Genomic DNA, 23935 nt, shown 5'->3' on the forward strand with positions numbered 1-23935 from the left:
TAATCACATGACCCGACACATCTCTCCGAAATCGCCCATGCTTTTGCGGGAAGTGCTTTCGGGATGCGCTAATGTAATGCCGTTAACAGCAGAGTTTTAGCGAGAATATGGCAGAATGCACGAAAAGTTACATTGTGTTACAATTCTGTTACGCCTTCACGCGATCTCAACAATGCGTGAACAACATCGTGTTCGCAAATTATCCATGCTTTTGACGCCTTTACGTGGGATCGTATCTGCAACAGCAGGCTAATCGTTTTGGAAGTGGGAGAGACCATGAGCAGCTTCAAACCCGGGCGTTTTTCATCCGCCCGTCTCACTTATGACGCGGTGACGCCCAAGAGCCTCTATCTGAACCGTCGCAACTTCATGGTTGGCGCGGGTGCGCTGGCCGCGGCTGGTGTTGCACCAACCGCCTTTGCCGAACCGCTCAAGGCGAAGGCTTCCGCCTATAAGGTCGATGAAAAGCTGACACCGCAGGATGCTGTCACGACCTACAATAATTTCTATGAATTCGGCACCGACAAGAGCGACCCTTCCGCCAATTCCGGCAGCTACAAGCCGCTGCCCTGGAAGCTCACCGTCGATGGCCTCGTGAAACAGCCGAAGGAATTCGACATTCAGGAACTGATTGCCAGGATGCCGCTTGAAGAACGCATCTATCGGATGCGCTGCGTCGAGGCATGGTCGATGGTCATTCCGTGGATCGGGTTTCCGCTCGCAAGCCTTCTGTCGCAGGTGGAGCCGCTTGGTTCCGCCAAATACATCGCCTTTACCGGCGTCGTGCGACCGGAAGAAATGCCGGGCCAGACCGGCCTCTTCCAAGTTCTCGACTGGCCCTATATCGAAGGCCTGCGTCTCGATGAAGCCAATCATCCGCTGACGATCCTTTCGGCCGGCCTTTACGGCGAGACATTGCCCAATGCGAACGGCGCGCCGATCCGGCTCGTGGTGCCCTGGAAATACGGTTTCAAGGGGATCAAGGCGATCACGAAGATCAGCTTTGTCGAAAAGCAGCCGCCAACCTCATGGCAGCAGCAGGCCGCTAACGAATATGGCTTCTATGCCAATGTGAATCCGGAGGTCGATCATCCGCGCTGGAGCCAGGCGACCGAACGGCGTATCGGCGAAGGCGGCTTTTTGGGTTCGGGCCGCCGCCCCACCTTGCCGTTCAACGGTTATGGCGAGGAAGTCGCCTCACTTTATGCGGGCATGGACCTGAAGGTGAATTACTGACATGGCAGCAGCGGCCCAGACAGGCAAAAAGAAGACAGTTCGTCCCGGTGAATGGAAGATCTGGCTGCTCTATGCGGTCGGTTTCGTTCCGGCAGTCTGGACGTTCTATCTGGGCGCAAGCGGCAACCTTGGTGCCGATCCGGTCAAGACTTTCGAACACACGCTTGGCCTGTGGGCTCTACGCTTTCTCATTCTGACCCTCATGGTAACGCCGATCCGCGACCTGACAGGCATGGCCTTTCTGCGCTACCGTCGGGCGCTCGGCCTGCTCGCCTTCTATTATGCGCTGATGCACTTCGCCACCTATATGGTGCTGGATCAGGGCCTGAACATTTCCGCCATCGTCACCGATATCGTGCGACGGCCTTTCATCACCATCGGCATGATCAGCCTGGTCCTGCTGGTGCCGCTGGCGCTTACCTCCAACAACTGGTCGATCCGCAAGCTCGGCCGTCGTTGGAACAGCCTGCACAAGCTGGTCTATGTCGCAATCGCTGGCGGCGCGATCCATTTCATCATGTCGGTGAAAAGCTGGCCTGCCGAACCGGTCATCTATGCCGGGATCGTCAGCGCACTGCTTCTATGGCGTCTGGTGCGTCCGCACGCCCGCAACCGCAAGCCTGTTTCCCGCCCGCGCGGCGAAGCAATGGCAGTAAAGAAATAAGCCCTGACACACCAATAACTTTCTACGGTTTCTAATGTAGAAACTTAAATTTACTATTCTAACCGTTACCCCATGACATAGGGATGCAAATCATGTCAGTATCCCGCCGATTTCCGCACACAGAATAATTCCTGGCAGCGGCAACCGACGAATACGGAATGCATATGTCATCTCTCCTGAAATCGGCTCCCGTCCGCATCGCAGGCAAGTTCGTCTTCATTTTATTCGTCCTTATCTTTGCGATATGGGCCAGCTTTGCCATGTGGTTCCAGTTGCCCTTCGGCGATGCCATGCGCGGATCGATCATCGCCGTCTGGCTTCTGATCGCTCTGGGCGTGATTGCAGGCGAAAGACATTACCGCTGCTGGCGCAGGCGACTGGTCTTCTGCCTTCTGGCGCTGGTGATGCTCGGGGCATGGTCCACAGTCCGCCCCTCCCTCAACCGCATCTGGGCGCCCGACGTCGCCCGCACGGTGACGGGAAAGATCAATGGCGACATCGTCACCCTTTCCAATGTCCGCGATTTCACCTGGCGAACGACAGAAGATTTTACGCCCAACTGGAAAGAGGAAACCTACGACCTCAGCAAGATTGCGACGGTGGACGTTTATCTGTCCTATTGGTCGGGCCCGGCAATCGCCCATACGCTTCTGTCATTCGGTTTCGAGGATGGCCGTCATGTGGTCTTTTCCGGCGAAATCCGCCGCGAACACCATGAAGTCTATTCGCCCATCGCGGGCTTCTTCCGCAAATACGAGCTGGCGATGATTGCCGCCGAAGAGCAGGACATCATTTATCTGCGCACCAATGTCCGCAAGGAAAACGTCTATCGCTACCGCGTGAAGCTGCCGCCGGTGGGCGCGCGCGAACTTTTCCTGTCCTATGTCGAGCTTGGCAATGAGCTGGCAGAGCAGCCGAAATTCTATAATACGCTGACCGCGAACTGCACCACGATCATCTTCCACATGGCGCGGGTGCTGGATCCGACCTTCCCGTTCGACTACCGCATCCTCCTGTCAGGCTACCTGCCCGGTTATCTGTACGATCACGGCTGGATCGAGAATGGCGGCACACTGGAGGAAGCGCGCAAACGCGCGTCAATCGACGCAAGAGCGCTCGCGGGCGGACGCGACGGCTTTTCGCAACGTATCCGCGAATAAAAAAACCCGCCGAAACCGAAGCTTCGACGGGGTTCGCATCGATTTGAAGAAATTACACCGCAGCGGTGATGATGACTTCAACCTTGTAGTCTGGCGTTGCCAGCGCTGCTTCGCCGGTGGCGCGGGCAGGCGTGTGAGCCGGATCGACCCATGCATCCCAGACAGCGTTCATTTCGCCAAAATCCTTCATGTCGGCGAGCCAGATGATGGCCTGAAGGATCTTGGTCTTGTCGGAGCCCACTTCCTTGAGAAGGCGGTCCACCTCGGCCAGAACGGCCTTGGTCTGTTCGGTAACGCTGGCGCCCGGATTTCCCACCTGACCGGCGAGATAAACGGTGTTGCCGTGAATTACGGCCTGGCTCATGCGCGGGCCGACTCCAATGCGACGGATGCTCATGGTGAACTCCTCTCAATAATGCTCTTCTGCGGGACCAGTCCCGCATGTGAAAATGTTGCGCATCCTTATTAAAGCCCTAGTCTGCTTTGGCAATGCCAATGCCGGTCCGAATGATGCAATTTCAGTAAAAAGAGCAGTTCCAGCGACACCGCTCCAACTGGAACCGCTCCGAAGAGGAGGACAGCCATGTCGGAACCACTCGCCGAGATTTATCGCGACTATATTGCATGCCTGAACCGGCAGGACTGGGACGACCTCGGACTTTATGTGCACGAGGAGGCCATTCATAATGGCAGACCTTTGGGACTTGGCGGCTATCGCACGATGCTGGAACAGGATTTCGAGGCGATTCCCGACCTGCGCTTCAACATAGAATTGCTTGTCAGCGAGCCGCCCTATATTGCCAGCCGGCTTCAGTTCGACTGCACGCCGAAGGGGCTACTGTTCGGTCTTCCGGTCAACGGTAAACGGGTCCGGTTCGCAGAGAATGTCTTCTATGAATTCGAGAATACGCTCATAAGGAAAGTCTGGTCAGTCATCGATAAGGCTGCGATTGAAGCACAGCTGTGATCATATCAAGCATGTCTTTTTCCCATCGTAGCGGGATCAGAAATCAGTCCAGTGGACTGATTTCCCCGCGAAGGCGGCTCCCACTTTTGGGAGACAAGCTTTAGCGCCCGTCACCATTGACTCTTTGCCCCCCTCCCCCTATAAGCCGCGTCACGTTCGCCCGCGCGGTTTTACGGATGGTTTTGTGCTGTCCGTCGCAAGGGACAAGAACCAGCTCCTGTTCAATAGAGCGTGATCCCGAAAAGTGGAAAACAGTTTTCGGACAAGATTGTGTTCAACGGAAAAACAGAATCAAGAAGGGCCGCACACCGCGGTATTAAATAAATGAAGCGCACTTACCAGCCATCCAAGATCGTCCGCAAGCGTCGTCACGGTTTCCGTGCACGCATGGCAACCACCGGCGGCCGCAAGGTTCTCACCGCTCGCCGTTCGCGCGGCCGTAAGCGGCTTTCCGCTTAATCTTTTCCCGCGCTGCAGCGCGGTGAATAAAGAAATGAACAAGCCGAAACAAATACTCCGCCTTCGCAAGAGAGCGGAGTTTTTGGCTTTGAGGAATGGTGAAAAGCGACGTGGTCCACTGTTTCTTCTCGAAGTCCGCGAGCGGACCGAAGAAGAATCGCAAACCGCCAAAATCGGCGAAAAACCCCGTGCAGGTTTCACCGTAACGAAGAAAAACGGCAACGCCGTGATACGAAACCGCATCCGCCGCAGGCTGAGAGAAGCGGTTCGTTGTCACGCAGGGCGTGACATGGCGCCTTCGACCGACTATGTGATCGTAGCGCGCGAGCAAGCCCTCACTGCGCCCTTTTCGCGACTGACCGAAGAACTCTCCCGCCGCATCAAGGCGAAGGGTGAACGGCGGGGCGATGGGAAACGCCGAACGGAAAGACCGGAATCAGGACCCGTCAATGGAAAATAATCGTAATTTCTTCATCACCATTGCCCTGTCCATCCTCGTGCTAACGCTGTGGCAAGTGTTTTATCTGGGTCCGAAAACGGAAGCCCAGCGGGAGCAGGCACGCATTGAGGAGCAGCAGCAGAAACAACAGGCGACGCAACAACAGGCGCAAAGTGGCGACACGCCGCAGATGCCCGCCACGTCCGGAAATATTCCCGGCCATAGCGATGTTGCAGCCGCTGGCGGCACGCTGACCCGCGAGGCAGCCGTTGCCCAGACGCAGCGCGTCGAAATCGATACGCCTTCGCTGCGCGGTTCGATCAACCTGACCGGCGCGCGCCTCGATGATCTCTTCCTGAAGAGATATCACGAGACCGTCGATGATAATTCGCCTCAGATCGAACTGCTTGCGCCCTCGGCGCTGAAGCAGGGCTATTTCGTCGAACTCGGCTTCACCGGCAACGACACGACCGGCCCGGTTCCGGGTCCGAACACGGTCTGGACCGTGGAAGGCAACAACAAGCTGACGCCATCCACGCCGGTCACGCTGACCTATACCAACGAGAAGAACATCACCTTCAAGCGCGTCATTTCGGTCGACGACGCCTATATGTTCGCCGTTGAAGACACGATCACCAACAATACCGGCGCGCCGATCTCGCTGGCCTCCTATGGCCGCGTGACCCGCTTCAACCAGCCGGAACATGCCAGCGCCACCTATGTGCTTCATGAAGGCCTGATCGGCGTCATGGGTCAGGACGGCCTGCAGGAAATCAAGTATTCCAAGGTCGAAGACGACAAGGACATTTCGTTCAAGGACGTGAGCGGTGGCTGGCTCGGCATCACCGACAAGTACTGGGCGGCAACGCTCGTTCCGCCGCAGGACGAAAAATTCACCGGTCGCTTCTCGCATTTCACCAATGATCGCCCGCGCTACCAGACCGACTTCCTCGGCGCGCCGATGACCATTGCACCCGGCCAGGCACAGACGTTGAAGAACCACGTCTTCGCCGGTGCTAAAGTCGTTTCCAACATCAAGGCCTATGAAGAAAAGCTCGGTATCAAGCAGTTCGAACTGCTGATCGACTGGGGCTGGTTCTACTTCATCACCAAGCCGATGTTCTACCTCATCGACTGGATCTACAAGTTCTCGGGCAATTTCGGCGTCGCCATTCTGGTCGTCACTGTTCTCCTTAAGGGCCTGTTCTTCCCGCTTGCCAACAAGTCGTACAAGTCGATGGCACGCATGAAGCTGGTGCAGCCGAAGCTGACTGAAATCCGCGAGAAATATGCGGATGACAAGATGAAGCAGCAGCAGGAAATGATGCGGCTCTACAAGGAAGAGAAGATCAATCCTCTCGCCGGTTGCTGGCCGGTGCTGGTGCAGATTCCGGTGTTCTTCGCACTCTACAAGGTGCTCTATGTCACCATCGAAATGCGCCATGCGCCGTTCTTCGGCTGGATTCAGGATCTTGCAGCGCCCGATCCGACCTCGCTCTTCAACCTGTTCGGCCTCTTGCCTTTTGGCGTGCCGCACTTCCTGATGATCGGCGTCTGGCCGCTCCTGATGGGCATCACCATGTTCCTGCAGATGCGCATGAACCCGACGCCTCCGGATCCGACACAGGCTGCCATCTTCACCTGGATGCCAGTGATCTTCACCTTCATGCTGGCTTCGTTCCCGGCAGGTCTCGTGATCTACTGGGCATGGAACAACCTGCTCTCCATTACCCAGCAGGGCATCATCATGAAGCGCCAGGGCGTGAAGATCGAGCTCTTCGACAATCTCAAGGGCCTCTTCAAGCGAAAGCCGAAAGAGGCGAAGAAATAGACTTGAAAGAACCCCGCTTCGGCGGGGTTTTTTGTGCCGTCATGTTGACAATGCGGCTCATAACATTGATGCGTGTACTCAATAGAATACACCATCGGGACAAAACCATTGAACCAGCAGGATAAGAAGCAGGCGGCGATCAGGGCCGCTCAGGCAGCGGCGGATGCGGTCCGGGAAGTCCAGGCGGCACTCGTCGAGGAAGGACGCCTGCTTTTCAAGAAATCGTGGATCTTCATCCGTGGCGTGCCGTCGATGAATTTCCTGCCGCCGGAAGGTCCGGTGGAAATCGCCTTCGCTGGACGCTCCAATGTCGGCAAGTCGTCGCTCATCAATGCGCTCGTCAACAAGAAGGGCCTTGCGCGCACGTCCAACACACCGGGCCGCACGCAGGAACTGAACTATTTCGTGCCGGACGGCTATTCCGGCGAGAACGGCGATCTGCCGCCGCTGGCACTGGTCGACATGCCGGGCTATGGTTTCGCCGAAGCACCGAAAGCACAGGTCGATGCCTGGACGCGCCTTGTGTTCGATTATCTGCGCGGACGCACCACGCTGAAACGTGTCTATGTGCTGATCGATGCCCGCCATGGCATCAAGAAGAACGACGCGGAAGTGCTCGATCTTCTTGACAAGGCGGCCGTCTCCTATCAGATCGTGCTCACCAAGATCGACAAGATCAAGCCCGCAGGCGTACCGCGCCTTCTGGAAGAAACGCACAAGCTTACCTACAAGCGTGCGGCCTGCTTTCCCGGCATCATCGCGACCTCGTCGGAAAAAGGCGAAGGCCTCGACGAGCTGCGTGCAGCAATCGCATTGCTTATCAAGGAAGCCTGATACTACCTATTCTCACGCATGTCCTAATCCCAAAACCGATTCCCACTTTTGGGGACATGCTCTAGCTCGGGCAGCTTTCAGGCTGCCCGTCCAGCCCTTCATTGAGGCGCTCGAAACGGGCAGTCGTGTGCCCGTCGCCGCGCTGGATATGCAGCACATAGATGCTGTCGAAGTCATCGCCGCGCCATTTGGGCACCGCAGCTTTATCTCCGCCATTGTCCTTGAGCAGATTTCTCGCCAGCTTGTAGAGTTGCTTGTGTTCCCAGCCGACCAGTATCGTCGCATTGCTGTATTGCGGCTGCTGGAGTGCGGCCTGCAGCTTCCCGATCTCGTCATAGCCGAAGCGCGTATCGACCGGCATCTGAAAGCGGATGGCGGTCGGCTCCACAGTCGCCAACGGGCGGTTATAGGCATAGGAAATGCCGCTATCCTTCTTTTCCTTGGCAGGATCGGGCGCGAAAATGGCATCGGGCTTGCCGAAATCTTTTGCAATGACGGCAGGCAGTTTCAAGGAACGATTGAGCCCACGACAGCTGAGCTGTCCCATGCCACCTTTGGGCTTTTCTCCATGCCGGATGAGGATGATCGTTTCAGTCGTTGCTGCAGGCGCAGCACAGGATGCTGATGTGCCAAGCAGGCAGGTAAGAACAGTGAGGAATATTTTGCACATGATGCGGTCTCTGAAAATCATTCCGGGTAAAAAACCTGCATAGAGCGCAGACCGGCTTTTTGTTGGGCAGGTTTCGAGCTGCAAATTCAAATAATCGCGACCGGGAAAGCGAAAAATAAGCATCTGCGGATTCCAATTGCGATGAATCCGGTCTAGAAAAGCCTGCCTCTTTTTGCCCTGTCGCCAGCCATGGAGCCCGCGATGACGACACTTGAAAATCCCGAAATGCAAGCGCAACTCCTATCCGCGGCCCTGCCCTATATGCAGCGCTACGAGAACAAGCATGTCGTTGTGAAATATGGCGGCCACGCCATGGGCAATCCGGAACTGGGCAAGGCCTTCGCGCGCGATATCGCGCTTCTGAAACAGTCGGGCATCAATCCGATTGTCGTGCATGGCGGCGGCCCGCAGATTCAGGCTATGCTGACCAAGCTCGGCATCGAATCCCGCTTCGAAGGCGGCTTGCGCGTCACCGACGAAAAGACCGTCGAAGTGGTGGAAATGGTTCTGGCCGGTTCCATCAACAAGGAAATCGTCGCCCTCATCAATGCCGAAGGCGAATGGGCAATCGGTCTTTGCGGCAAGGACGGCAACATGGTCTTTGCGCAGAAGGCGCACAAGACCGTCATCGATCCCGATTCCAATATCGAGAAGGTGCTGGACCTCGGCTTTGTCGGTGAACCGGCGGAAGTGGATCGCACGCTTCTCGATCTTCTGGCCCGCTCCGAGATGATCCCGGTCATTGCGCCGGTAGCGCCGGGCCGTGACGGCCATACCTACAATATCAACGCCGACACTTTCGCAGGCGCGATTGCCGGTGCGCTCGCCGCAACGCGCCTCCTGTTCCTGACCGATGTTCCGGGCGTGCTGGACAAGGACAAGAACCTCATCAAGGAACTGTCCGTTGCCGATGCGCAGGCGCTCATCAAGGACGGCACCATTTCCGGTGGCATGATCCCCAAGGTGGAAACCTGCATCGAAGCAATCCGCCGGGGCGTCGAAGGCGTTGTCATTCTGAATGGCAAGACCCCGCATTCCGTGCTGCTGGAGCTTTTCACCGAACATGGTGCCGGCACCTTGATCGTGCCATAGAGCGCATCCCGAAAAGTGTGAAACGGTTTTCGGATAAGATGCGCGCTTATCGTGCCATAAGGGATCGACCATGACCGATATTCCGGACAGAGCTGCCTTCGCCCACGTCACTGACTGGGTGTTCGACCTCGACAACACGCTCTACCCGCACGCCGCCAATCTGTTCTCGCAGATCGACGTGAAGATGACGAGCTATGTCGAGACTTTGCTGAAACTGCCGCGTGACGAAGCGCGCAAGATTCAGAAGCAGTTCTATCTGGAATATGGCACCACGCTGAAAGGTCTGATGGAGTGCCATCAGATCGATCCGGACGACTTTCTGAGACAAGTCCATGACATCGACTATACGTGGCTGACGCCCGATCCGGCGTTGGGACGGGCGATCAAGGCGCTGCCGGGTCGTCGCTTCATCTTTACCAATGGTGATCGCGGCCATGCCGAACGCGCTGCCAGCCAGCTCGGAATCCTCGATGATTTCGACGATATTTTCGACATCGTCGCAGCTGGCCTGACACCGAAGCCTGAACGGGTCACCTATGACCGCTTCCTCGGCGCTTTTGGCATCGATGCGGGCAAGGCCGTGATGTTCGAGGATCTGGCGCGTAATCTGGTCGTTCCCAAAGCCCTCGGCATGAAAACGGTGCTGGTCGTGCCGAACAATTTTGAGCCTACATTTTCCGAGATATGGGAAAGCGATCCCGAGTTCACCGATCAGGTGGACTATGTGACCGATAATCTGACCCAGTTTCTGGAAGAAATCATTGCACGAAGATAGGCAATTCACCGGCCTTGAAAAACGCATCGACAAGGCCGCCCACCGCCTTCTCGACAATCTGCCCCGTCACCGGATCAGCGATGCGCTGATCGAGTTTCTGGTCTTCGGGCTGAAACAGGCATGGGCCTGCCTTTTCGGTGGAGCGATGCTGGCGCTCATCATCCTCACCCGCTGGTTCTGGCCGGATGGCGGCGCGGGGTTTATCACGCGCTACGATTTCCTGTTCCTGTCCGCCCTTGCTATCCAGCTTGCCATGCTGGTCTTCAAGCTGGAGGCGTGGGAGGAAGCCAAGGTCATCCTCATCTTCCATGTGGTCGGCACAGCGATGGAAGTGTTCAAGACCCATGCCGGTTCATGGGTCTATCCCGAGGAGAATTTCTTCCGCATTGGCGGCGTTCCTCTGTTTTCCGGCTTCATGTATGCGGCTGTCGGCTCCTACATGGCACGCATCAATCGCATCTTCGATATAAGGCTGAACCACTATCCACCGCTCTGGATGACCGTTGTTCTGGCCGGCGCGATCTATATCAATTTCTTCGCACACCACTTCATCTGGGATATGCGCTGGCTGCTGTTTGCCGCGACCTTCGTCCTTTTCTGGCGCACCAGCATGCATTACCGCGTCTTCCGCTTCCGGCACAAAATGCCGTTGCTGGTCGCCTTTCTGCTGACCTCGCTCTTCATCTGGATTGCCGAGAACATCGGCACATGGTCGAAGGCCTGGCTTTATCCGAACCAGCGCAATGGCTGGGAACTCGTTTCAATGAGCAAGCTCGGCTCGTGGTATCTCCTGATGATTATCTCGGTCGTGCTGGTGACACTCGTTCACCGCCCTCGTGCCTATGACGAAAACGAAAACGCCCGGTCTTAAGAAAACCGGGCGCGATTCCATCAGTCCCTCAGGACACAATCAGAGCTTGTAAAAATCCTTGATCTGCTCCCAGGCTTCGTCGGCGGTTTCGACAAGGTTGAGCAGTTCGATATCGGCAGGCGAAATCGTGCCCTGCTCGGCCAGAAACTCGATATTGATCGCCTTCGTCCAGAATTCCTTGCCAAACAGGATCAGCGGCACGCGCTCCATACGGTTGGTCTGGATCAGGGTCATCGCCTCGAAAAGCTCGTCCATCGTTCCAAAACCGCCGGGGAACACGCAGATCGCCTTGGCGCGCATCAGGAAATGCATCTTGCGGATCGCGAAATAATGGAAGTTGAAGCAAAGGTCAGGCGTAACATAGGCGTTGGGTGCCTGTTCATGCGGCAGCACAATGTTGAGACCGATCGTCGGCGCACCGACATCGGCGGCTCCGCGATTGCCTGCTTCCATGACGCCGGGACCGCCGCCCGTCACCACGATGAATTCGCGATAATAGGTCGTTGCCGAATATTCGGAACAAAGCCGCGCGAATTTGCGCGCTTCCTCGTAATAATGCGCATTGGCTTCAAGGTTCTTCTTCTGAACCTCGTTCTTGGCTGCCCATGCCTCGCCGCCGGGCTCCGGAATGCGCGCACCGCCAAACATGACGACAGTGGACTTGATACCCCGGTCGGCCAGAATCATTTCAGGTTTCAGAAGCTCAAGCTGCAGCCGGATCGGCCGCAGTTCGCGCCGCGTCAGGAAATCATCGTCCGTGAAAGCAAGGCGATAGGCAGGGGCTTCGGTCTGTGGCGTCTGCGGTACGGTGCGCGCCTGCTTGACCGCTTCCTCAGAATTCGGGAATGGCGTCCAGCCAGACTTCTCCATCGGGTTCATGCTCTCACCTGCTCCTTCATTATCGCCATTCAACGCGTAATACCAGGGCGCTGAGATGCTGACGCATCACGCCCTGAAAATGCTCAATTGCCGCACCGGCTTATCCAAAACTCAATGAGTCAAGCTCATCGGGTTTTGGTATAACAGCATCCATTCTGGCGCTAAATGCTTAATCTGTCTCAAACGTGGCACTGCAATCGGATCACGAACGACATTGACCCTCATGGCGCCTTCGCTTAATCAATTTCCCAGCAAACAGGCCGGACTTGTCCACGCCTGCCTTCCGCCGCCCCTTCATGGAGATCGCACCCTATGACCAAGCCAGACCTCGCCTCCCTTGAGAAGACAATCGACAAGGCTTTTGACGAGCGCGACGGTATCAACACGGCAACGCGCGGCGAAGTGCGCGAAGCCGTCGAACAATCGCTCGTTCTGCTCGACCGCGGTGAAGCCCGTGTCGCAGAAAAACAGGCGGACGGCAACTGGCAAGTCAACCAATGGCTGAAGAAAGCAGTTCTGCTCTCCTTCCGTCTCAACCCGATGGAAGTCATCAAGGGCGGCCCCGGCCAGTCCTCCTGGTGGGACAAGGTGCCATCGAAGTTCGACGGCTGGACAGCCAATGAATTCGAAAAGGCAGGCTTCCGCGCCGTACCGAACTGCATCGTGCGCCACTCGGCCTATATCGCGCCAAACGCGATCCTGATGCCATCCTTCGTCAATCTCGGCGCTTATGTCGATGAGGGCACCATGGTCGACACCTGGGCCACCGTCGGCTCCTGTGCACAGATCGGCAAGAACGTTCACCTTTCCGGCGGCGTCGGCATCGGCGGCGTTCTGGAACCGATGCAGGCCGGTCCAACCATCATCGAAGACAATTGTTTCATCGGTGCCCGCTCGGAAGTCGTTGAAGGCTGCATCGTGCGTGAAGGTTCGGTCCTCGGCATGGGCGTCTTCATCGGCAAATCGACCAAGATCGTGGATCGCGCAACCGGCGAAGTCTTCTATGGCGAAGTGCCGCCCTATTCGGTCGTCGTTGCAGGCACCATGCCGGGCAAGAACGTTCCCGGCGAAAACTGGGGTCCGAGCCTCTATTGCGCCGTGATCGTCAAGCGTGTCGATGAAAAGACCCGCTCCAAGACCTCGATCAACGAATTGCTGCGTGACTAGTGGATTGAATTTGACGTTTGATACCCGTCCGATATAAATCTCGTTTCAAACGTCAAATTCGAAAAATCCACTAGATTCATAAGGTTACTAGTGGTCTTTTTGATTTCGACATTTGCTCGGCGCTCATATCCCGAGGATGCAAATGTCGGAATCAGACCACTAGAGCATGTCTCCCGAAAGTGGGAACCGGTTTCGGGATAAAGACATGCTTAAACAAATGGATAGCGCGTTTCGACAATGACTGAGAGCGTGCTTAAAAACAAAAGGCGACGCTGCTGGCGTCGCCTTTTTGCATTTAATGGTCGCCCCTTCGGATGGCGCAATGCCTCTGATCCGGGCAGTCCGGGGAGACACTGACGCCATCCTCCGGGGAGATTTCTTGGCAGCCCGTCGGCTGCCCCGCGTGTCACATGCGTGAGGGGGAGGAACGCAACGGACGATGCAGGGCGACCGACAGGCTCAGCCGTCAGAACGAATTAGTTCTGGTAGCTGGACGGGGAAGCGTCGCCGAAGCGATGAGCCGAACCATCCTGATTAACTGGCGCAGACTGACGAATGGCAGCCGGAGCCGTATAGTCGATGTTGCTGCGGGTCGAAGCGACCGGGGTTTCGCCAGGAAGAACGAAAGCCTTGTCCTGAGCAGCCATTGCAGGCGGCTGGCCAACGAACGGGTTTTCGGCATAGGCAGCACCGGCGCTAAGAGCGACAGCAAGAGCGGCGAGAGCAAACTTCTTCATTTCTTTATTCCTTTTCTCCATAGCGTCCCCGACATCGGTGCTTAACCGGCTGAACCTTGAGACTGCATCTCAGGCATAGAGGGGACATTTGGTTAGCTGGGCCTTCGTGGCCCGCCCTACGGTGCCAGGCACATCTGGGAGGAAATGCCCCGACACCTTCGGGAGTACATGCAATGTGGGTATTTCATTCATGCCCGGTCCGTCTGGACCGGAGAGGCCAAAAGTCCGAGCGGACTTTTAGTTCTGGTAAGAGGAAGGCGATGCGTCACCGAAGCGGTGAGCCGAACCATCCTGATAAACCGTTGCCTTGTTGATCGAGGCAGGAGCCGTGTAGTCGAGCTTCTGGCTCTGCGTTGCAACCGGCGTACGGTCATTTGCATAAAGATCGGCAGGTTCGCCGACATGTGGGTTTTCTGCAAAAGCGGCACCAGCGGTAAGAGCAAGAGCAGCGGCAGCAAGAACAATCTTCTTCATTTTCCTATCTCCTTGGAAAGTGGAGCGGCGTTTGTTCGTCGTTCCGATGCAGCTGAAATGGGTGACAGTGGGCAAAAGTTCCAGTCACGAAAATGTTTTCTTTATCACACATTTGTGCGGCCATTTTCTTGGAGAACGATAATTGAAATTATAAAATAATAACAAAATCAAATATTTAATTGATATACCAGCAATCACACGACTGTTACAAAGTGTCTTTTGTTCAAAAAGAGCGAACAGTCTGTCCCAATATATTGTCCAATGAGAGTGAACAATGATGCGATTTTTCGCGAAATCGGCCCTTTGCAAACGACGCAAGCTTCGTCGAAATGACACCCTGATTTGCGGCTGGCATCGTTCAGCCAGTCAAATCAGCCCATACTCAAAAGAAAAGCCGCATCGAAATGCGGCTTGATGACATTCAATTGGACCAGCTTTTGATTGAACGCTGTAACCCCGATCAGTTGTTTGCAACAGCGACCGAACGCCCGGCAATGGAAACCCACTGACCGGAATTGGCAGGCGACTGCATCTTGATATAGCGGTACGAAGTTTTCTCGACCGGCAACACCTCGTCGCGCAGATTGTCGAGGATATAATCGCCATGATCTGTGCGGGCGGTCAGGACGACATGCGGCTCGCTGCCCTGTACCATGGTAATGAGAAGCTGTGACGGGCTGATGCCCCGCGCCATCAGCTGGGCCCGCTTCATCAGGACATAGTCTTCGCAATCGCCCTTGCCGTTGACCGGAATGGTCCAGTAATCGCGCTTGCCATAATTATCCTGATCGGAGACCGGTTTGATGCGGCGATTGACGGAGCTGCTGACCGATTGCAGCAGCTTCGCGCGCTGCGGGGTCATCTTCATCGGCGGCAATACCCGATGCGCACCGCAATCGCGCTTGTTACGATCGCAATACTCCTTGTGTCCGTAAGGAATGCTTGTAAGCCCGCCTGCTTCACTCCATTGCGCGGCCTTGGCCGGTATTGTCGTCGCCCCGAAGAGCACCATCATGCCTGCTATCGCAGAAGTGACAAAACGCATGCGCAGTTTCCCATTTTAAAAGAGTCCCCGTTGAGCGGCCCTTTGCGGGTCTCGTTATCAACTTATTTTTAACTAACGATGACAGGACCCCTCCGGTCAAGGAAATTTCGTTCCCAAATTGAAACCGGTTGAGAAAAACAAGTGAAAGGCGAAACGATGCCGCCTGCGCGCAACCATCGGATTGCTGTTTCATCCGCCGGTTTCCGGCCTGTTTTTTTCAACGCGCATCCTGTTCCGAAAACGCTTTGCACTTTTCTGGATGCAGTTGGTTTCTCACGCGCATCTTATTCCGAAAACCGCTTCGCACTTTTCGGGATGCGCGATAATCTCGCCGTCAGACGATTCCCTTTTCAAAAAAGTCCCGATCTCATGAGCTTAGCCGTCAATCCCGCCGATAACCTTGCCGCCCTCATCCGCTGTGCATCCGTAACGCCTGCCGAGGGCGGTGCGCTGACGGCGCTGGAAGCGATGTTGAAGCCGATGGGGTTTTCGGTGGAACGACCTGTCTTCCACGATGAAGACACGCCCGACATCGAAAACCTTTATGCACGCAAGTCGGGCAATGGCCCGCATCTGATGTTTGCGGGACATACCGATGTCGTGCCTCCCGGCAATGAGGGCGACTGGAAACACCCGCCCTTTTCTGCCGCTATTGAAGACGGCGTGATGTTCGGTCGCGGTGCGGTTGACATGAAGGGCGGTGTTGCCTGTTTCGTGGCCGCAGTTGCCCGTCACATCGAAAAGCACGGCAGCATCAAGGGCAGCGTTTCGTTCCTCATCACCGGCGACGAGGAGGGCCCGGCCATCAATGGCACGGTCAAGCTTCTCGACTGGGCGAAGCAGCGCGGCGAAAGCTGGGATGCATCCATCGTCGGAGAGCCAAGCAACCCGAATGCGCTCGGCGATGCGATCAAGATCGGACGGCGCGGTTCGCTGTCCGGCACGATCACCGTCCATGGCGTGCAGGGCCATGCCGCCTATCCGCATCTGGCCGAAAACCCGGTACGCGGCATTACCACGCTGGTCGACAGCCTGCTTTATCCGGCTTTCGACCAAGGGACGGCCAATTTCCAGGCCAGCAATCTGGAAGTGACGAGCATCGACGTCGGCAACAAGGCCACCAATGTCATTGCGAACAAGGCAACGGCCTCGTTCAACATCCGCTTCAACGACACCTGGACGGCAGAGACCTTGCAGGCCGAAATCATCGCGCGCCTCGAAAAAGCCGCCCGCGACAATCGCTTGCGGCCGGGTCGCGAAACACCGATCAAATACGAACTCACCTGGCGCGAGCATCCGAGCCATGTGTTCCTGACCCGTGACGAAAAGCTGATCGGTACGCTGACGGATTCCGTCGAGGCCGTAACGGGCAAACGCCCGGAACTGTCGACATCAGGCGGCACGTCCGATGCCCGTTTCATCAAGGATTACTGTCCGGTGGTCGAGTTCGGCCTTGTCGGACAGACCATGCATATGGTTGACGAGCGCGTAGCCCTTGCCGACCTCGAAGGCCTGACACAGATTTATGAACGCTTCATCGCCGATTTCTTTGGGTAACGCATAGTCCCGGAAAGTCGCATGACTGTTCCGCCGGGATTACGCGAAAAATTGGGAATCTCATGCCAAGCCTGGACGATATTTTCAGATATTTCTGGGGCGTCTGGAAAATGATGCTCGGGCGCAAGGAAGGACTGGGCTATCTCGACATTTCCGCCGAGGGCTTCTGGTCGTCCTTCTTTGCGATAGCGATTGCACTGCCGCCGCTCTTCGCAAGCTGGGTCGCTTATGCCGCGGATCTGACGGCAGGTCGCGAGGAGGCAGGCTTGCGCTTTGCCATTGTCACGCGCGCAGCCTTCGTGGACATAGCGGCCTGGATTATTCCGCTCGTCATCATCGGCCTTATCGCCAAGCGGATCGGCATTGCCAAGCGTTATGCGGCTTTCGTGATTGCCACCAACTGGGGCAGCGCGCTGCTTTCGTGGGTCTTCGCACCCATTACACTGCTACAGCTCTTCTTTCCCGGACGGTTCGACATCGCGACACTGTTTGCCTTCATCATGTTCGGCGCATCCATTGTGCTGAGCTACCGGCTGACTTTTGTCGCGCTGCAGCGGCCTCATGCCTATGCGGCACCGTTCTTCGCCTGCATCGTCTTTGGCTCACTGTTCCTGACCGTCCTGCTGCAGCAACTGCTCGGGATCGGCTTTGATCCGCACGCCTATTAACGCGAAAGCCATTATATCGGCATGGGATGATTGAGGGCGCTGGCGATCTCGGCCATGACGGCACGGAGAGCCGGAACCGTCTTCATATCGGAATGAACGACCATCCACACCTCGCGTGTGAGGGGGGCATGATCCGGCAGCGCTGGCACCAGCTGCTCCTGCGTCTCAGCCATGAAATCAGGCAACATGGCTATGCCCGCATTCTCGCTTACAAGAGCGAGCTGCATCTCCAGCGTATTGGCGCGCAGGGCGATTGGCCGGGCACCAGCCAAAGCAAGCAAATGGGCCTGCTGCGGAGCGTCTTCCAGACTTTCATCATAAGCAATGAACTGCCATTCTTCAGGAGGAGTTCGCGCCAGATAATCCCGGCTCGCATAAGGGCGGAAAGCTTCCTCGCCCAGCCTGCGAATGGTGAGATCACCGGTTGTCGGGCGCGTCAGGCGAATAGCTATATCCGCCTCCCGACGGTTCAGTGAACTGAAGCGTGCTTCTCCCATCACACGCATATGGATACCCGGATATTGTTCTGACACGGCAGCGAGCGGCTTCGCCAGTCTTGCAACCGCATAGGACGGCGGCGCGGTGAGCGTGATGGTAGCGCTTATGCCCGTATCCCGAACTGCGCCGAAACGGCTGATGGCTTGTGCCTCGTCCTGCATCTTGCGGGCAATCGCCGCAATCCGCTCGCCGTCTTCCGTCAGCAGAAAACGTCGCCCCCGACGATCAACCAGTTTCAAACCGGTTTCGGATTCCAGAGCTGCCACACGTCGCGCAATCGTCGCATGTTCTACATTGAGCAATCGGGCGGCACCGGACAGAGTCCCCGTATCGGCCAAAGCCACAAAGTAACGCACGCTTTCCCAATTCACCATTGTGAAATTTTTCCCATATGCTGCGATCAAATCGGCAATTTTTTCCCGTTTCTCTATCCGCGATACTGCCACGGATTGCAACGGAGGCTGACTGATGGACTACGAGATCATTCTGAACGAAACAGGTGAAGCAGGGCTGCTTCAGACAGTCCCGCAGACACCCCGAAGCCCCGATGCGGGCGAGATACGTCTTCGCCACGAGGCAATCGGCGTGAACTTTGTCGACATATATCATCGGACCGGCCTCTATCCGCTGCCGTCCTTTCCGGCAGTGCTCGGCGTCGAAGGTGCAGGTGTGGTGGAAGCTGTCGGATCGGATGTAACCGACCTCAAGCCAGGCGACAGGGTTGCTTATGCGGGCCTGCCAGTGGGGGCATATGCTTCAACCCGGCTTCTACCGGCCCAAAGAGCACTGCTACTGCCCAGCACAATTTCCTCGCAGTCGGCAGCAGCGACCATGCTGCGCGGTCTTACCACCCACATGCTCCTCACCAATACATTTCCCGTTGGCCCGGATACAATCATGCTGGTGCATGCAGCCGCAGGCGGGCTGGGCACTTTGCTGACCCGTTGGGGCAAGGCTCTTGGAGCAACTGTGATCGGAACCGTCAGCTCGGAAGATAAAGCCGAAATCGCGCGCAAAAATGGTGCCGATCATGTGCTCGTCGGACGCGATTGCGATTTCGTCACAGCCACCCGGCGTCTCACGGATGGACAGGGCGTTCACGTCGCCTATGACGGGATCGGCGGTGAAACTCTGGCCAAAACGGCACAATGCGTGCGCCCGTTTGGAACTCTGGCGAGCATCGGTCAGGCCGGTGGAAAAATCTCCCAGACCGTCATTGATGCACTCGGCAATCAAGCAAATCTTTCTTTCGTTCGGCCAAGCGTGATCGCTTACATCAACGATCTGGATAACTGCCGAAACTCCGCTTCCAAGCTTTTCGACATCATGGAAAAGGGACTGACTGGAACGATTGGGGCAACCTATCCGCTGAGCGAGGCAGCACAGGCCCATCGTGCGCTGGAGACGGGAAAATCATCCGGAAGTTTGCTCTTGATTCCCTAGAGCGCGCTTCGGGTCTCAGTACGGAAAGGCGTAGTCCACACCAATCAGATAAAGCCCATAGGGCGGGGCAACCTGCCCGCAGGCCTTGCGATCTTTGGCTTCCAAAGCCGCCTGCAGATCATCCGCCGTCCAGCGGCCAACACCCACTTCCATCAGGCTGCCTGCGAAGGACCTGACCTGATTGTGCAGGAAGGACCGCGCCGAAACGCGCATTTCCACGTAATCGCCGTTGCGGATGACATCGAGCCGGTCGAGCGTCTTGATCGGGCTCTTGGCCTGGCATTGCGTGGCGCGAAACGTCGTGAAGTCGTGCTCGCCCAGGAGCCGCTTTGCTGCTTCGTGCATCGCTTCAGCATCAAGTCGCTTCTGCACCCACCATGCGCGCTGATAATCAATCGCCAGAGGCGCACGGCGATTATGGATACGATAGAGATAATGCCGGGCACGCGCTGAAAAACGCGCATCGAATGTGTCCGTCGTCTTCTCGACATTCAAGATGCTGACGCGCTCATCCGCCATGACGAGGTGCGCATTGACCGCATCGCGCACCTTGCCTGCACCCCAATCCTTGGTGAGATCGACATGCACGACCTGTGCGGTTGCATGCACGCCTGCATCGGTGCGGCCAGCCGCACTCAGCGTCAAATCTTCGCCGCAGAACTTCTTGAATGCCAGTTCGATGGCATTCTGCACCGCATGGCCGTTTTCCTGCCGCTGCCAGCCAACATAGGGCGTGCCGTCATATTCGACAGTGAGCTTGTAGCGCGGCACCGCTTACAGAACCTTCAGAACCTGTGCGCCACGCAGAAATTCTTGCGCGGGCAATGGTTTGCCGCCGGAACGCTGCAGCGTAACGAGCCGCACGGCCCCTTCCCCGCAGGCAACCGTCAGGCGATCGTCCAGCACCGTGCCCGGTTCACCGGACCCCTCACCCAGCGCCGAGCGCTGAAGCTTCACACGTTCGACAGCGCCATTGATTTCCATCTCGCACCATGCACCCGGAAAGGGCGACAGACCGCGAATGGTATTGTGCACGTCCTGTGCCGGCTTCGACCAGTCGATGCGCGCCTCGGCCTTGTCGATCTTGGCGGCATAGGTGACGCCTTCTTCCGCCTGCGGCTGCAAGGCAAGGCTTTCACGCTCAAGCGCGCCCAGCGCACGGATCATCAGGTCGGCGCCGATCATACTCAGACGGTCATGCAGTTCGCCTGCCGTCATGTCCGGCGTGATCGCAACCTTTTCGGCCATGGCAACGGGACCGGTATCGAGCCCGGCATCCATCTTCATGATCATCATGCCGGTTTCGCTATCGCCTGCCATGATGGCACGCTGGATCGGAGCCGCGCCGCGCCAGCGCGGCAGCAGCGAGGCATGGCCGTTATAGCAACCGAGGCGCGGTGCATCCAGAATGGCTTGCGGCAGCAGCAGGCCATAAGCCACGACAATCGCAACATCGGCTTCGAGGCTTGCGAAAACGTCCTGCTCTTCCGCACCCTTGAGGCTCTTCGGCGTGAACACCGGAATGCCGAACTGTTCGGCCTTTTCATGCACCGGTGACTTGGTCAGCTCCAGCCCGCGACGGCCCGCCGGGCGCGGCGGCTGCGTATAGGCCGCAACAACCTCATAACCGTGACCAATGATGGCGGTGAGGATCGGCACGGAAAATTCCGGTGTCCCCATGAAAACGACACGCATTAAAGCACTTTCCCGGGCGCGCGCTGGCTGGCGAGCTTCTTGAACTTCTTGATGACCATATCGCGCTTCAGCTTGGAAATATGATCGATGAAGAGCACGCCGTTCAGATGATCGATCTCATGCTGCAGGCAGGTAGCCATCAGCCCGTCGGCTTCGATCAAATGCTGTTTGCCATCTGCATCGAAGTAATTGACCTTGATGGCGGCTGGCCGTTCCACTTCGGCATAATAATCCGGTATCGAAAGGCAGCCTTCCTCATAGGTGCTGACTTCATCCGTCACGCCGACAATCTCGGGATTGATGAAGACATGCGGCGCTTTCGGTTCATCTTCCTTGGCAAGGTCGATGACGAGCATGCGGATCGGTTCGCCTACCTGAATGGCGGCGAGGCCAATGCCCGGCGCATCATACATGGTGTCGAACATGTCGCCGGCAAATTTGCGCAGCTGGTCGTCAAAGCGCTCCACAGGCTTGGAAACCTGGCGCAGGACGGGATCGGGAAGGATGACAAGCGGTTTTACAGACATGGGCTTTCACGTAATGGCTCACGCGAGAATCGTCAATTACACTTTGCAAAATGTTCTCGTTTTGATCTCATCAAGACGATACGAATCAGCTAAGCTCTCTTCATGGAAAACCAGAATCTCCTGAATGAGCCGATTCTGCAGCTCGGTGCCACATCCTTCACGCTGGGGAATATCCTGCTGGCGGGTATCGTCGTGCTGGTGCTGTGTCTTGCCATTTTTCTGATCGCAGCGACGCGCTCTGCCCGGCTTCGCGCGGTTGCGGAAACACAGGCCGAAGACCGTGCCCGCGATGCGGAATATCGCATGGCGGAAATCCTGAAGGCACAGGCCGAGATGCAGGGCCGGATGCAGACCATGGCCGAGGTATTCGGCTCACGGCAGGCGGAACTCAACCAGTCGATCCGCGAACGGCTCGACGGCATGACGCATCGCATCGGCCAGACCATGACCGAACAGACCCGCTCGACGCATGAAAATCTCGCCAAATTGCAGGAGCGTCTCGCCGTCATCGACACGGCGCAGAACAATATCCAGTCGCTCGCCGGACAGGTGGTGCAATTGCAGGCGATCCTCACCAACAAGCAGACGCGCGGCGCTTTCGGCCAGTCGCGCATGGAAGCGATCATTGCCGATGGCCTGCCACAGGGGGCCTACGAGTTTCAGGCAACGCTTTCCAACAGCACCCGCCCCGACTGCCTTGTACGGATGCCGAACAATGCGCCCTCGCTCGTGATCGACGCGAAATTTCCGCTCGAAGCCTGGAATTCGATGCGTGAAACGGAACAGTCGGAGGCGCGCAAGGCGGCAGTCGCCCAATTCCGCCGCGACATGGAAGTGCATATCAAGGATGTCTCGGACAAGTATCTGATCCCCGGCGAAACACAGGATACGGCTTTTCTGTTCGTGCCGTCGGAGTCCATCTTCGCCGATATTCACGAGCACTTCGAGGCCCTGATCCAGCGTGCGCATCGGGCGCGGGTCGTCATTGTCTCGCCGTCGCTGCTGATGCTGTCGATTCAGGTCATTCAGGCAATCCTGAAGGATGCCCGCATGCGCGAGCAGGCGCATGTGATTCAGGGCGAAGTGATCCGCTTGATGGAAGATGTGGGCCGTTTGGACGAGCGCGTGCGGAAGCTGCAAACGCACTTTGTGCAGGCCAACAAGGATATTGACGATATTCTGGTGTCGTCCAACAAGGTCACCCGGCGCGGCGCGAAGATCGAAGCGCTGGAATTTGGCCCTGCACCCGCAGAGGAGGCATCCCGCCCGCAAACGAGACAGACGGAAAACACTCCCACTCAAATGCGCCTGCGCGTGGTGGATGAGGATTAATTTCTTCGGCTAAAATAGCGACGCCGCTATTTCCCTCATCCTGAGGAGGCGCGAAGCGCCGTCTCGAAGGACGAGGGAAACGCACAACTCGCCTCTCATTCTCAGCCTGTCGAAAGGGCCGATAGCATCAAGTATTGGCTGGCCGGTCCGAATGACCGAGATCGCGTTCCGGCCAGACCAGATCGCGCACGCGCTGCTTTAACACCTTGGCTTCCGGAAATCCGCCGTCACGCTTGCGCTCCCAGATGAGTTCTTCACTGCCGTCCGGCATATGAACACGGATTTCAAAAACCCCGCCGGTGCCCGGACGCAACGCCATTTCGCCTAAGTCCTGCCCGAAAGTCTGTAACAGTTCCTGCGCCATCCACGCAGCGCGCAACAGCCAGTTGCATTGGGTGCAGTAGGTGATGGAAATGCGGGGATGTTCGGACATTGATTTCACCTTCTGAACACGAGCAATCTTCAAGTCGATTGCCACAACTTGTTAGGCAGGCAAACTTGCTTCAACATCTATCTTCCAACGACAAGCGGGGGCAAGTCATGGAAGTAACTGTCTATATTCTGCGTTGCGCGGACGGTTCATATTACACCGGTCTCACCAAGCAGAACATCGAAGCCCGGTTGTGGGAACACAATGAAGGTATTTACGATAGCTATACGAAGAAGCGTCGACCGGTCGAACTTGTTTTCACTGAAACCTATGACCGCATTGTCGATGCAATCGCTCGCGAACGTCAAATCAAAGGATGGTCACGTGCAAAGAAGGAAGCGTTGATTGCGCTAAATTATGAGGGCCTGCCTGCACTGTCGAAGCGGGGATGAGATCGGGACGTCTACCTCGTCCCACCTCCCCCCTCATCCTGAGGAGGCACCCTGGACTTCCCCTTCAAAAATGGAGGGCTTCTGTTAGACAAG

At 56.7% G+C, this 23935-nt stretch carries 28 protein-coding genes; 17 read left to right on the top strand and 11 right to left on the bottom strand.

What is annotated here, in order from left to right:
• Nucleotides 1-276: 276 nt before the first annotated feature.
• From msrP to CES86_RS07620, 3 genes are all read left to right on the top strand, one after another.
• Nucleotides 277-1236, top strand: a complete 960-nt coding sequence (gene msrP, locus CES86_RS07610) for a protein-methionine-sulfoxide reductase catalytic subunit MsrP (protein ID WP_094514072.1) — start codon at nucleotides 277-279, stop codon at nucleotides 1234-1236.
• Between the two features lies 1 nt (nucleotide 1237).
• The gene (gene msrQ, locus CES86_RS07615) at nucleotides 1238-1900 is read left to right on the top strand and encodes a protein-methionine-sulfoxide reductase heme-binding subunit MsrQ (protein WP_010659435.1); all 663 of its coding nucleotides are present in this window, start codon (nucleotides 1238-1240) and stop codon (nucleotides 1898-1900) included.
• A gap of 164 nt (nucleotides 1901-2064) precedes the next feature.
• Complete coding sequence (locus tag CES86_RS07620) at nucleotides 2065-3060, top strand: Lnb N-terminal periplasmic domain-containing protein (RefSeq protein ID WP_181834047.1); 996 nt, start codon at nucleotides 2065-2067, stop codon at nucleotides 3058-3060.
• A gap of 52 nt (nucleotides 3061-3112) precedes the next feature.
• Here the strand turns inward: CES86_RS07620 and CES86_RS07625 are convergent, their stop codons facing one another.
• Nucleotides 3113-3457, bottom strand: coding sequence for a RidA family protein (locus CES86_RS07625; RefSeq protein ID WP_071632572.1), 345 nt, complete (start codon nucleotides 3455-3457; stop codon nucleotides 3113-3115).
• 186 nt (nucleotides 3458-3643) lie between these two features.
• On the opposite strand from CES86_RS07625, the gene CES86_RS07630 reads away from it, so the two are divergent.
• From CES86_RS07630 to yihA, 5 genes are all read left to right on the top strand, one after another.
• Nucleotides 3644-4027 (top strand): ester cyclase, encoded by a 384-nt coding sequence (locus tag CES86_RS07630; RefSeq protein WP_012091447.1) that lies wholly within the window; start codon nucleotides 3644-3646, stop codon nucleotides 4025-4027.
• A gap of 324 nt (nucleotides 4028-4351) precedes the next feature.
• Nucleotides 4352-4486 carry a 50S ribosomal protein L34 gene (gene rpmH / locus CES86_RS07640; RefSeq protein WP_010659431.1) on the top strand — a complete coding sequence of 45 codons (135 nt, stop codon included), beginning with the start codon at nucleotides 4352-4354 and terminating at the stop codon, nucleotides 4484-4486.
• Nucleotides 4487-4520: 34 nt separating this feature from the next.
• Nucleotides 4521-4946, top strand: a complete 426-nt coding sequence (gene rnpA, locus CES86_RS07645; protein ID WP_010659430.1) for a ribonuclease P protein component — start codon at nucleotides 4521-4523, stop codon at nucleotides 4944-4946.
• Nucleotides 4936-6756 (top strand): membrane protein insertase YidC, encoded by a 1821-nt coding sequence (gene yidC, locus CES86_RS07650; RefSeq protein ID WP_094514075.1) that lies wholly within the window; start codon nucleotides 4936-4938, stop codon nucleotides 6754-6756. Before rnpA ends, yidC begins: the two co-directional genes overlap by 11 nt.
• 207 nt (nucleotides 6757-6963) lie before the next feature.
• Entirely contained in the window at nucleotides 6964-7590 is a 627-nt protein-coding gene (yihA, locus tag CES86_RS07655; protein ID WP_373418741.1) for a ribosome biogenesis GTP-binding protein YihA/YsxC, read from the top strand.
• Between the two features lie 61 nt (nucleotides 7591-7651).
• Here yihA and CES86_RS07660 read toward each other — a convergent pair whose 3' ends face one another.
• Nucleotides 7652-8260, bottom strand: a complete 609-nt coding sequence (locus CES86_RS07660) for a hypothetical protein (RefSeq protein ID WP_235819891.1) — start codon at nucleotides 8258-8260, stop codon at nucleotides 7652-7654.
• A gap of 201 nt (nucleotides 8261-8461) precedes the next feature.
• Between CES86_RS07660 and argB the strand changes: the two genes are divergently transcribed.
• From argB to CES86_RS07675, 3 genes are all read left to right on the top strand, one after another.
• The gene (gene argB, locus CES86_RS07665; protein WP_010659426.1) at nucleotides 8462-9352 is read left to right on the top strand and encodes an acetylglutamate kinase; all 891 of its coding nucleotides are present in this window, start codon (nucleotides 8462-8464) and stop codon (nucleotides 9350-9352) included.
• Between the two features lie 70 nt (nucleotides 9353-9422).
• Nucleotides 9423-10127 carry a pyrimidine 5'-nucleotidase gene (locus tag CES86_RS07670; RefSeq protein ID WP_094514079.1) on the top strand — a complete coding sequence of 235 codons (705 nt, stop codon included), beginning with the start codon at nucleotides 9423-9425 and terminating at the stop codon, nucleotides 10125-10127.
• Complete coding sequence (locus CES86_RS07675) at nucleotides 10114-10998, top strand: DUF817 domain-containing protein (RefSeq protein ID WP_094514081.1); 885 nt, start codon at nucleotides 10114-10116, stop codon at nucleotides 10996-10998. Before CES86_RS07670 ends, CES86_RS07675 begins: the two co-directional genes overlap by 14 nt.
• A gap of 39 nt (nucleotides 10999-11037) precedes the next feature.
• Here the strand turns inward: CES86_RS07675 and CES86_RS07680 are convergent, their stop codons facing one another.
• Nucleotides 11038-11877, bottom strand: coding sequence for an LOG family protein (locus tag CES86_RS07680; RefSeq protein ID WP_094514083.1), 840 nt, complete (start codon nucleotides 11875-11877; stop codon nucleotides 11038-11040).
• Between the two features lie 312 nt (nucleotides 11878-12189).
• On the opposite strand from CES86_RS07680, the gene dapD reads away from it, so the two are divergent.
• Nucleotides 12190-13044 carry a 2,3,4,5-tetrahydropyridine-2,6-dicarboxylate N-succinyltransferase gene (gene dapD, locus CES86_RS07685; protein ID WP_010659422.1) on the top strand — a complete coding sequence of 285 codons (855 nt, stop codon included), beginning with the start codon at nucleotides 12190-12192 and terminating at the stop codon, nucleotides 13042-13044.
• 476 nt (nucleotides 13045-13520) lie between these two features.
• Here dapD and CES86_RS07690 read toward each other — a convergent pair whose 3' ends face one another.
• The 3 genes from CES86_RS07690 to CES86_RS07700 all read right to left on the bottom strand — a co-directional run bounded on the left by CES86_RS07690 (nucleotide 13521) and on the right by CES86_RS07700 (nucleotide 15267).
• On the bottom strand, nucleotides 13521-13781 hold the full coding sequence (locus tag CES86_RS07690) for a hypothetical protein (protein WP_010659421.1): 261 nt from the start codon (nucleotides 13779-13781) through the stop codon (nucleotides 13521-13523).
• Nucleotides 13782-14018: 237 nt separating this feature from the next.
• Complete coding sequence (locus CES86_RS07695) at nucleotides 14019-14255, bottom strand: hypothetical protein (RefSeq protein ID WP_010659420.1); 237 nt, start codon at nucleotides 14253-14255, stop codon at nucleotides 14019-14021.
• A 460-nt stretch (nucleotides 14256-14715) separates the two neighbouring features.
• Nucleotides 14716-15267 carry a transglutaminase-like cysteine peptidase gene (locus CES86_RS07700; protein ID WP_010659419.1) on the bottom strand — a complete coding sequence of 184 codons (552 nt, stop codon included), beginning with the start codon at nucleotides 15265-15267 and terminating at the stop codon, nucleotides 14716-14718.
• Between the two features lie 402 nt (nucleotides 15268-15669).
• Here CES86_RS07700 and dapE point away from each other — a divergent pair, with 402 nt between their 5' ends.
• Together dapE and CES86_RS07710 are read left to right on the top strand one after the other, a co-directional pair.
• Nucleotides 15670-16857 carry a succinyl-diaminopimelate desuccinylase gene (gene dapE, locus CES86_RS07705; RefSeq protein ID WP_094514112.1) on the top strand — a complete coding sequence of 396 codons (1188 nt, stop codon included), beginning with the start codon at nucleotides 15670-15672 and terminating at the stop codon, nucleotides 16855-16857.
• Between the two features lie 62 nt (nucleotides 16858-16919).
• On the top strand, nucleotides 16920-17525 hold the full coding sequence (locus CES86_RS07710) for a hypothetical protein (protein ID WP_010659416.1): 606 nt from the start codon (nucleotides 16920-16922) through the stop codon (nucleotides 17523-17525).
• An 11-nt stretch (nucleotides 17526-17536) separates the two neighbouring features.
• Here the strand turns inward: CES86_RS07710 and CES86_RS07715 are convergent, their stop codons facing one another.
• Nucleotides 17537-18397 carry a LysR family transcriptional regulator gene (locus tag CES86_RS07715; RefSeq protein ID WP_094514085.1) on the bottom strand — a complete coding sequence of 287 codons (861 nt, stop codon included), beginning with the start codon at nucleotides 18395-18397 and terminating at the stop codon, nucleotides 17537-17539.
• A gap of 94 nt (nucleotides 18398-18491) precedes the next feature.
• Here CES86_RS07715 and CES86_RS07720 point away from each other — a divergent pair, with 94 nt between their 5' ends.
• Nucleotides 18492-19466: a quinone oxidoreductase family protein gene (locus CES86_RS07720; RefSeq protein ID WP_094514087.1), complete on the top strand. Its 975-nt coding sequence runs from the start codon at nucleotides 18492-18494 to the stop codon at nucleotides 19464-19466.
• 15 nt (nucleotides 19467-19481) lie between these two features.
• Here the strand turns inward: CES86_RS07720 and truA are convergent, their stop codons facing one another.
• The 3 genes from truA to def are packed head-to-tail and all read right to left on the bottom strand — an operon-like array spanning nucleotide 19482 to nucleotide 21688.
• Complete coding sequence (truA, locus tag CES86_RS07725) at nucleotides 19482-20237, bottom strand: tRNA pseudouridine(38-40) synthase TruA (RefSeq protein WP_094514089.1); 756 nt, start codon at nucleotides 20235-20237, stop codon at nucleotides 19482-19484.
• Nucleotides 20238-20240: 3 nt separating this feature from the next.
• Complete coding sequence (fmt, locus tag CES86_RS07730) at nucleotides 20241-21161, bottom strand: methionyl-tRNA formyltransferase (RefSeq protein WP_094514091.1); 921 nt, start codon at nucleotides 21159-21161, stop codon at nucleotides 20241-20243.
• Entirely contained in the window at nucleotides 21161-21688 is a 528-nt protein-coding gene (def, locus tag CES86_RS07735; protein WP_010659411.1) for a peptide deformylase, read from the bottom strand. The genes fmt and def overlap by 1 nt, the downstream gene beginning before the upstream one ends.
• A gap of 102 nt (nucleotides 21689-21790) precedes the next feature.
• Here def and CES86_RS07740 point away from each other — a divergent pair, with 102 nt between their 5' ends.
• Nucleotides 21791-23020, top strand: coding sequence for a DNA recombination protein RmuC (locus tag CES86_RS07740; RefSeq protein ID WP_094514092.1), 1230 nt, complete (start codon nucleotides 21791-21793; stop codon nucleotides 23018-23020).
• Between the two features lie 127 nt (nucleotides 23021-23147).
• Here the strand turns inward: CES86_RS07740 and CES86_RS07745 are convergent, their stop codons facing one another.
• Complete coding sequence (locus tag CES86_RS07745) at nucleotides 23148-23453, bottom strand: SelT/SelW/SelH family protein (RefSeq protein ID WP_071632561.1); 306 nt, start codon at nucleotides 23451-23453, stop codon at nucleotides 23148-23150.
• Nucleotides 23454-23560: 107 nt separating this feature from the next.
• On the opposite strand from CES86_RS07745, the gene CES86_RS07750 reads away from it, so the two are divergent.
• The gene (locus CES86_RS07750; protein WP_094514094.1) at nucleotides 23561-23842 is read left to right on the top strand and encodes a GIY-YIG nuclease family protein; all 282 of its coding nucleotides are present in this window, start codon (nucleotides 23561-23563) and stop codon (nucleotides 23840-23842) included.
• Nucleotides 23843-23935 lie beyond the last annotated feature (93 nt).

The sequence above is a fragment of the Brucella lupini genome (genome assembly GCF_002252535.1).
Classification (GTDB): domain Bacteria; phylum Pseudomonadota; class Alphaproteobacteria; order Rhizobiales; family Rhizobiaceae; genus Brucella; species Brucella anthropi.